Here is a 6,140-nt window from a genome sequence, read left to right as displayed (position 1 = left end):
CCCCCCTCAAATTCTTATGCCCCCAAACAAATTAAAAATAACACCGGGGGGGCCCGGCCGCCCCCACGCCGGGTTTCTTTGAGCAGGGAACGGAACGCCTCAGGCTGGCAAACCAGCGTGTGGCCATAGGCCAGGCCCGACCGGGCTGGCATAATAGTAGTAGTAATAGTAATTTGCCCACACGCTGGTTACAGGACTCATGGAACCCATCCCCTTTTTCAAGGGGCATTATACTACAAGAGTGAATTTTTGTCAAAACGGCGCGTTTTTTCGCACCCTCACCCGTTTCCCGCTTCCACCCGCCCTGAGCGTCCTGTCATGGCCAGGGCCCCACTCCCGGGTAGGTTGCCGGTGCTGGCGCCCTCTTGTCACCAAGATTCAAACAGCATTAATTGATTCAGCCTCGGTTGCTGCTTCCGCCGAGCAAGTATATAATATTGCTGGAAACTACGGGTTCATTTAGCGACTCTGGTAAAGGCAGGAGGGTATTTGTCCAGAGAGCTACCCCTGGTGGTAGAGAATCTGACTTTCCGCTATCGGGGCCGTCCGGAGCCCGCCCTTCAGGACGTGTCTTTCATCCTGAAGCCGGGGGAGATTGTGCTGGTGGCTGGGGCCAGTGGCTGCGGAAAGACCACCCTTATCCGTTGCATTAACGGCCTTATCCCCCGCACCTATCGGGGCGAACTCCAGGGACGGGTTCTGGTCTTCGGCCGCGATGCCCGCTCCATGAGTATGGCCGAACTCTCCCAGCAAGTGGGAACCCTCCTCCAGGACCCAGAGCGGCAGATCGTGGGAAGCTTCGTCCTCAACGAGGTGGCCTTCGGGCTGGAAAACCTGGGCTTGCCCCGACTAGAAATCCTCAGACGAGTGGACGAGGCTCTGGCCTACCTGGGCATCTCCCACCTCCGGAACCGGGAGACCTTTTACCTTTCCGGCGGGGAGAAGCAAAAAGTGGCCTTGGCCGGAGTGCTGGCGATGCGGCCCCGAATTCTGCTGCTGGATGAGCCGCTAGCAAACCTGGACCCCGCCAGCGCACGGGAGGCGCTGGCTCTTTTCCGCCGTCTGGCCGATGAGGGGATCAGCATCCTGCTGGTGGAGCACCGGGTGGAAGATGCCCTGAGCATCCGGCCCGACCGCGTCCTTTTCCTGCAGGACGGACAGGTGACCTACGATGGCCCACCAGAGGGGATGACAGATGTGGTGGATTACCGGCAGGTCAAGCTGCCAGCTCCGCTGGTCCTCCAGTGGGCCCGGAAAGCACCGCCACCGAACTTTGAGCCCGCCATCCGGCCCAACGGCAGAGAGCCCCTCGTCGTCTTTGAGAATGTGACCTTCGCCTACGACGAAGAAGGGCCTCCGGTTATCCGCAACGTTAATCTGACTATCCATCGGGGAGACATTATTGCTCTCCTGGGCCCGAACGGCGCGGGAAAAACGACTCTGGCCAAACATGCCATCGGACTTCTGAAACCCCGACAGGGACGGGTACTAGTGGAAGGGCGAGATACCCGGGAGCTGAGCGTGGCTCAGACCGCTCATACCGTCGGGTATGTTTTCCAGAGCCCGAGCCATATGCTCTTTGCCCCCACCGTGCGGGAAGAGCTGGCCTTCGGGCCGAAAAATCTGGGCTTCCCACCAGGGAAAATTGCGGCGGGGATCGCTCGGGCGGTGGAAATCGTCAATCTCAGGGGGCTTGAGGAGTACCCGCCCCTGGCCCTCTCTTTCGGACAACAGAAGCGAGTAAGCATAGCAGCCATCCTCACGATGGGCTCCAGTATCCTGATCATGGATGAGCCGACAGCAGGCCAGGATTACTGGAATTACATGGCGTTCATGGATTCTATCCTTCAAATGCCAGGTTTAGCAGCGGTCCTGTTCATCACCCACGATCTGGACCTGGCCATATGTTATGCAAACCGGGTCATTCTGATGGCCGAAGGAGAAATCGTCGCTGACGGCCCACCGGAAGTAGTTCTGGCGGATCTGGACCGTCTGCACCAGTGCCGGATTGTGCCTACATCGCTTCTGCGGCTGAACCTGGAACACCTTCCGCGGACGGGCCGTTTCATGCGGGCAGAAGCCTTAGCTCATGCAGTTGCAAAATTTTAAACCAAAAAGGAGGTTACCATGCAGGAGAGAAAGTGGTACGCCTTTGGAACCCGCGAGGTAGTTTTTGCGGCGCTGGGAGCAGCCCTCTACGGCGTCCTCTCCTTCGCAACCAACATGCTGGCCCTCCCTGCCGCAGGCAACGTGGCCTTTCGCCCTGCCGTATGTATCCCGATGTTCTTCGGCATCGCCTTCGGACCCTGGGTGGGCTTCATAAGCGGCTTTCTGGGCAACATCATAGGTGATGCCCTCTCCGGCTGGGGCTTCTGGTTCTGGTGGGACCTGGGCAATGGTATCATGGGGCTGATTCCGGGCTTCGCGGGTCTCCTCATCCGGGATTTCCGCAGCACCCGATCTTTAACCATCGCTGACGTCTTCTCAGCTCTGGGCGCGATCGTAGGAATGCTGCTGGCCTCCCTCTCGGAAATCTGGGTCTCCGGAGTAGACCTTCGCACGGCTCTCGTCGGTTACTTCCTGCCCGCTGGCCTGACGAATGTCATAAACGGCATCATCCTGGTTCCCATCCTGATGGTCGCTTACAGCGCCATAACCGCTCGCACTGGACGGTAACCGTGAGGCTGGCCGGAGGGCCCAATGCTGGTCTCGTGGCGCTATCGGGAGCGGAATACCCTTATCCAAAAGTTGGACCCAAGAGCTCGCTGGATCTTCATGCTGGCCGTCCTTTTCTCCGTTATCCAGTTCTGGGATCTACGCTTCCTGCTCTTCTTCTTTGCTCTAACCCTCGCCTACTATCTCCTCTGCCGGCTGACATGGCAGGAGACCCGCCGGATATGGACTTTCGTCCTGATCCTGGTGGTGGCCATAATCGGGCTCAACACTGTCCTGACGGGACGTGGAGGGCCAACCGAAGTCTTGCACGGAAGAGCTCACGTCCTCTGGGAAGCCCGTTGGACCATTCCTGGTGTGAGCTGGGAGATTAACCCCACCATCACGGTAGAAAAAGTGGTATTTGCTGTGGCTCAGATGGTGCGAATGCTCACTGTTGCCATCCTCTTCATCCCCGTTGCCTACACCTTTAACCCCAACCACTACGGGATTACCTTCCGTCGCCTGGGACTGCCCGACAAAGTGGCTTTTTCCATTGACCTGGCCTTCCGCTTTGTGCCCACGCTGGCGCGGGATTTCAGCATTACACTGGACGCGCAAAGGGCCCGGGGCTACGAAGTGGAAAAACTGACGGGAGGGCCTATTGCCCAAATTCGGAAGCTGGCCCCCCTAATAGTCCCGGTCACCATCAGCGCCATCGTGGGAGCAGAGGACATCATCAATGCAATGGACCTGCGTTGTTTTGGCCTGCGCCCGCGCACCTGGATTCACGAGTTGCGATACACACCGCGGGACTATGCCCTCATCGCCTTTAGCGTGCTGCTGCTGATAGTGTCTACCCTCGTACGGGTCCTCTGGGGGATTGGGGGCTTCTGGGTGCCCGATTGGGCCCTCCGGTGGTTTGGTTTCTGAATACTATAGCTCATAAACCTTTGAAGACGACGCGCCGGGTGCTCAGCAAAACTCGGGACATCGCGGGAAGGTGATCGTTGACTGTTAACGCCTGAAGCGCGCCTGATGGAGAACTTCTACCATTTCCTGATGAATGTGACCGTTGCTGGCTAAAATTTCTCGTCCGTAAAGGCTAAAGGGGCCACCCTTTAGATCAGTAACCTGACCCCCAGCCTCCTGGACGATAAGGCTGCCAGCGGCCATGTCCCAAGGCTCTAAACCCAGCTCCCAGTATCCATCCAGACGGCCACAGGCTACGTGGCACAAGTCCAGCGCCGCCGATCCATCCGACCGCAGCGAAACCACCCGCTTGAGGAAATACCTCCACTCGGTGGTATTGTCGTCATCTGTTTCCCAGGCCTCGTAGGGGAAGCCGGAAGCCAGCAGGCTGCTGGCCAGTTTTTTTGTCCCGGATACATGGATAGGACAACCGTTGAGGGTTGCCCCTTTTCCCCTCTCCGCCACAAAAAGTTCATCGGCTACAGGATTGTAGACCACTCCCAGAACTATTTCGCCCTGCTGGACCAGGGCAATGGATACAGCAAAGAATGGATAGCCATGGGCATAGTTGGTAGTGCCATCAAGGGGGTCAATAATCCAGCACTTTTCCGCGATTCCGGCGATTGGGGGGCTTTCTTCGCTCAGGAACCCGTAAGCCGGAAAAGCTTGGCGCAGGATGGAAACGATGAGTTCCTCGGCCTGCTGGTCAATCGGAGTGACCAGATCTATGGCGCTCCCTTTAGACTGAGCATTATGATGGCTTCCAAACCCTTCTCTTATAAGCCGGCCGGCAGCTAAAGCGGCAGCAATGGCTATTTCGGATTCTTTCATCGCTGTTCTGGACCTCCGTGGATGCGTCCCCCAAGATAGGTCATCCCCAGGAAACAAAGGACAGACACATATACCAGGAAAGCGGAGATGGCGCTCGCGATGCGCATATCGTTGCGGATCTGCTGGAAAAGTTGGAGGGGCAAAGTTTGGGCTGTGAATCCAGCCACCATGCTTGTTACTTCAAATTCGCCTATGGACATAGCGAATACCAGGAGAGCGCCCGCGAGGATGCCAGGAAAAACATTGGGCACGATGACATAGCGCAGCCTCTGCCAGAGATTAGCCCCCAGACTGGCTGCTGCTTCGGATAGGGTACGCTCATCAATGGTGCGGAAGCTAGCCAAGGTATTGCGAAACATAAAGGGGAAGCCTATAAGGGCATGGGCGATGATGACCATAGGGAGACTGCCGGTTAGGGCTAAAGGCGGACGGGAAAAAGCCTGCACCAGGGCCGTGCCTATGATAACCGGAGGAAAGATAAGGGGCAGGACGTTGGAAAGAGAGCGCAGCATCCTTCCAGCGGGGGTCTCCAGGCGGTTGAGGGCATAGGCAGCGGGTACACATATGATGAAATTCAGAAGGACTGCACCGGTGGCTACTATAAGAGAGCTCAGGAGAGCAGAGAAATTTCTGGGCCTGGTAACGATGGCAGCATACCAGCGCAGGGTGAACCCCTGGGGCAAAATGTCCTGCCAGAAAACGCTGAAAGAAAAGATAATGGGCATGAGAAGGGGCACGATAATGTAAAGGATAAGGAAAATCACCAGCAACCGACGGATCATATCATCCTCCCGGCCTCAGGGACCGTTCAAGGCGATTCAGAAGGAAGAGCACGCTTGCCGTTATTGTTATAAGGGCCACGGCTAAGGCTCCGGCCTGGGGGAGATTGTAGGTGGATTCTGACGCATGGTAATAGATTTGCACCGATAGCAAATTCTTGGCCCCTCCTACCAGAGCCAGCACTGTGCCGAAAGCGCCCATCATCCCCGCAAACTGGATACTCATTCCGGCCAGAAAACCCGGAGCTAACACCGGGATAATGACATAGCGCCAGACCTGGAAGGGGCGTGCTCCCAGATTTCGGGCTGCCTCTACCAGGCTGCGGTCCAGATTCCCAAAAACGGCGGCCATGGTCAGAGTCATGAGAGGGATTTGGTAAAAAGAATAAACTACTACGAGACCTAACCACGAATACACATTGAAATACACATCCCGGGGTAATCCGAAAGCTCGCTGCACAATGAGGTTAAGGATCCCGTTGCGCCCAAGAAGCACAATAAAGGCAAAAGCTACCACAAGGCCGGATAAAGTCAGGGGAAGGGAGTAAAGGGAAAGAAGCAAATTGCGGGATCGGGCAGGAAGCCGCGGGACGATATAGCCCACAAAAGTCCCCCCAATCCCTCCCACCAGACTGCAGGCGCTGGCGAAAAGCAAGCTATTGCGGATAGCCGTTCTGAAATGGGGCTGGGTGAAAAGGTTGATATAGTTCTGAAAGGTAAAATTCCCCGAGTTAGCATCAAAGAAACTGCGCACTGCCATGTTTACGAGCGGGTAGAGCTCAAAAACCATGAGAAACCCCAGGAAGGGTAACAGAAACAGGTATTCTGTAATATAGCGACGGGCCTTCATCTACCCTCCTTTGAGTGAGGCGCAGGGGCTGGGAACACCCCATGCCCCTGCACCAC

Annotated in this window: 6 protein-coding genes; 3 read left to right on the top strand and 3 right to left on the bottom strand. The window is 56.6% G+C overall.

The genetic code is table 11. The features are described 5' to 3' along the window. Nucleotides 1–489 precede the first annotated feature (489 nt). Genes NZ653_07090 through NZ653_07080 form a run of 3 tightly spaced genes read left to right on the top strand, consistent with a single transcriptional unit; the run spans nucleotide 490 to nucleotide 3,585 of the window. The gene (locus tag NZ653_07090; GenBank protein ID MCS7286879.1) at nucleotides 490–2,109 is read left to right on the top strand and encodes an energy-coupling factor ABC transporter ATP-binding protein; all 1,620 of its coding nucleotides are present in this window, start codon (nucleotides 490–492) and stop codon (nucleotides 2,107–2,109) included. 18 nt (nucleotides 2,110–2,127) lie between these two features. Continuing rightward, complete coding sequence (locus NZ653_07085) at nucleotides 2,128–2,676, top strand: ECF transporter S component (GenBank protein MCS7286878.1); 549 nt, start codon at nucleotides 2,128–2,130, stop codon at nucleotides 2,674–2,676. 24 nt (nucleotides 2,677–2,700) lie between these two features. Beyond that, on the top strand, nucleotides 2,701–3,585 hold the full coding sequence (locus tag NZ653_07080; GenBank protein MCS7286877.1) for an energy-coupling factor transporter transmembrane protein EcfT: 885 nt from the start codon (nucleotides 2,701–2,703) through the stop codon (nucleotides 3,583–3,585). Between the two features lie 84 nt (nucleotides 3,586–3,669). On the opposite strand, the gene NZ653_07075 is transcribed toward NZ653_07080, so the two are convergent. Genes NZ653_07075 through NZ653_07065 form a run of 3 tightly spaced genes read right to left on the bottom strand, consistent with a single transcriptional unit; the run spans nucleotide 3,670 to nucleotide 6,084 of the window. Beyond that, nucleotides 3,670–4,455 carry an inositol monophosphatase gene (locus tag NZ653_07075; GenBank protein ID MCS7286876.1) on the bottom strand — a complete coding sequence of 262 codons (786 nt, stop codon included), beginning with the start codon at nucleotides 4,453–4,455 and terminating at the stop codon, nucleotides 3,670–3,672. Further along, the gene (locus NZ653_07070) at nucleotides 4,452–5,237 is read right to left on the bottom strand and encodes an ABC transporter permease (protein MCS7286875.1); all 786 of its coding nucleotides are present in this window, start codon (nucleotides 5,235–5,237) and stop codon (nucleotides 4,452–4,454) included. The genes NZ653_07075 and NZ653_07070 overlap by 4 nt, the downstream gene beginning before the upstream one ends. 1 nt (nucleotide 5,238) lies before the next feature. Next, nucleotides 5,239–6,084: an ABC transporter permease subunit gene (locus NZ653_07065; protein MCS7286874.1), complete on the bottom strand. Its 846-nt coding sequence runs from the start codon at nucleotides 6,082–6,084 to the stop codon at nucleotides 5,239–5,241. Between the last annotated feature and the right edge of the window lie 56 nt (nucleotides 6,085–6,140).

This window comes from Anaerolineae bacterium, assembly GCA_025062375.1.
GTDB lineage: Bacteria > Chloroflexota > Anaerolineae > SpSt-600 > SpSt-600 > SpSt-600.
The sequence above is the reverse complement of the archived record's forward strand: the minus strand, read 5'-3'. Positions and strand labels throughout refer to the sequence as shown.

Bases quoted from the DNA above. Each gene is read 5' to 3' on its own strand.
- NZ653_07075 (MCS7286876.1), bottom strand. From the start codon at position 4,455: ATGAAAGAATCCGAAATAGCCATTGCTGCCGCTTTAGCTGCCGGCCGG.
- NZ653_07080 (MCS7286877.1), top strand. From the start codon at position 2,701: ATGCTGGTCTCGTGGCGCTATCGGGAGCGGAATACCCTTATCCAAAAG.
- NZ653_07085 (MCS7286878.1), top strand. From the start codon at position 2,128: ATGCAGGAGAGAAAGTGGTACGCCTTTGGAACCCGCGAGGTAGTTTTT.
- NZ653_07070 (MCS7286875.1), bottom strand. From the start codon at position 5,237: ATGATCCGTCGGTTGCTGGTGATTTTCCTTATCCTTTACATTATCGTG.
- NZ653_07065 (MCS7286874.1), bottom strand. From the start codon at position 6,084: ATGAAGGCCCGTCGCTATATTACAGAATACCTGTTTCTGTTACCCTTC.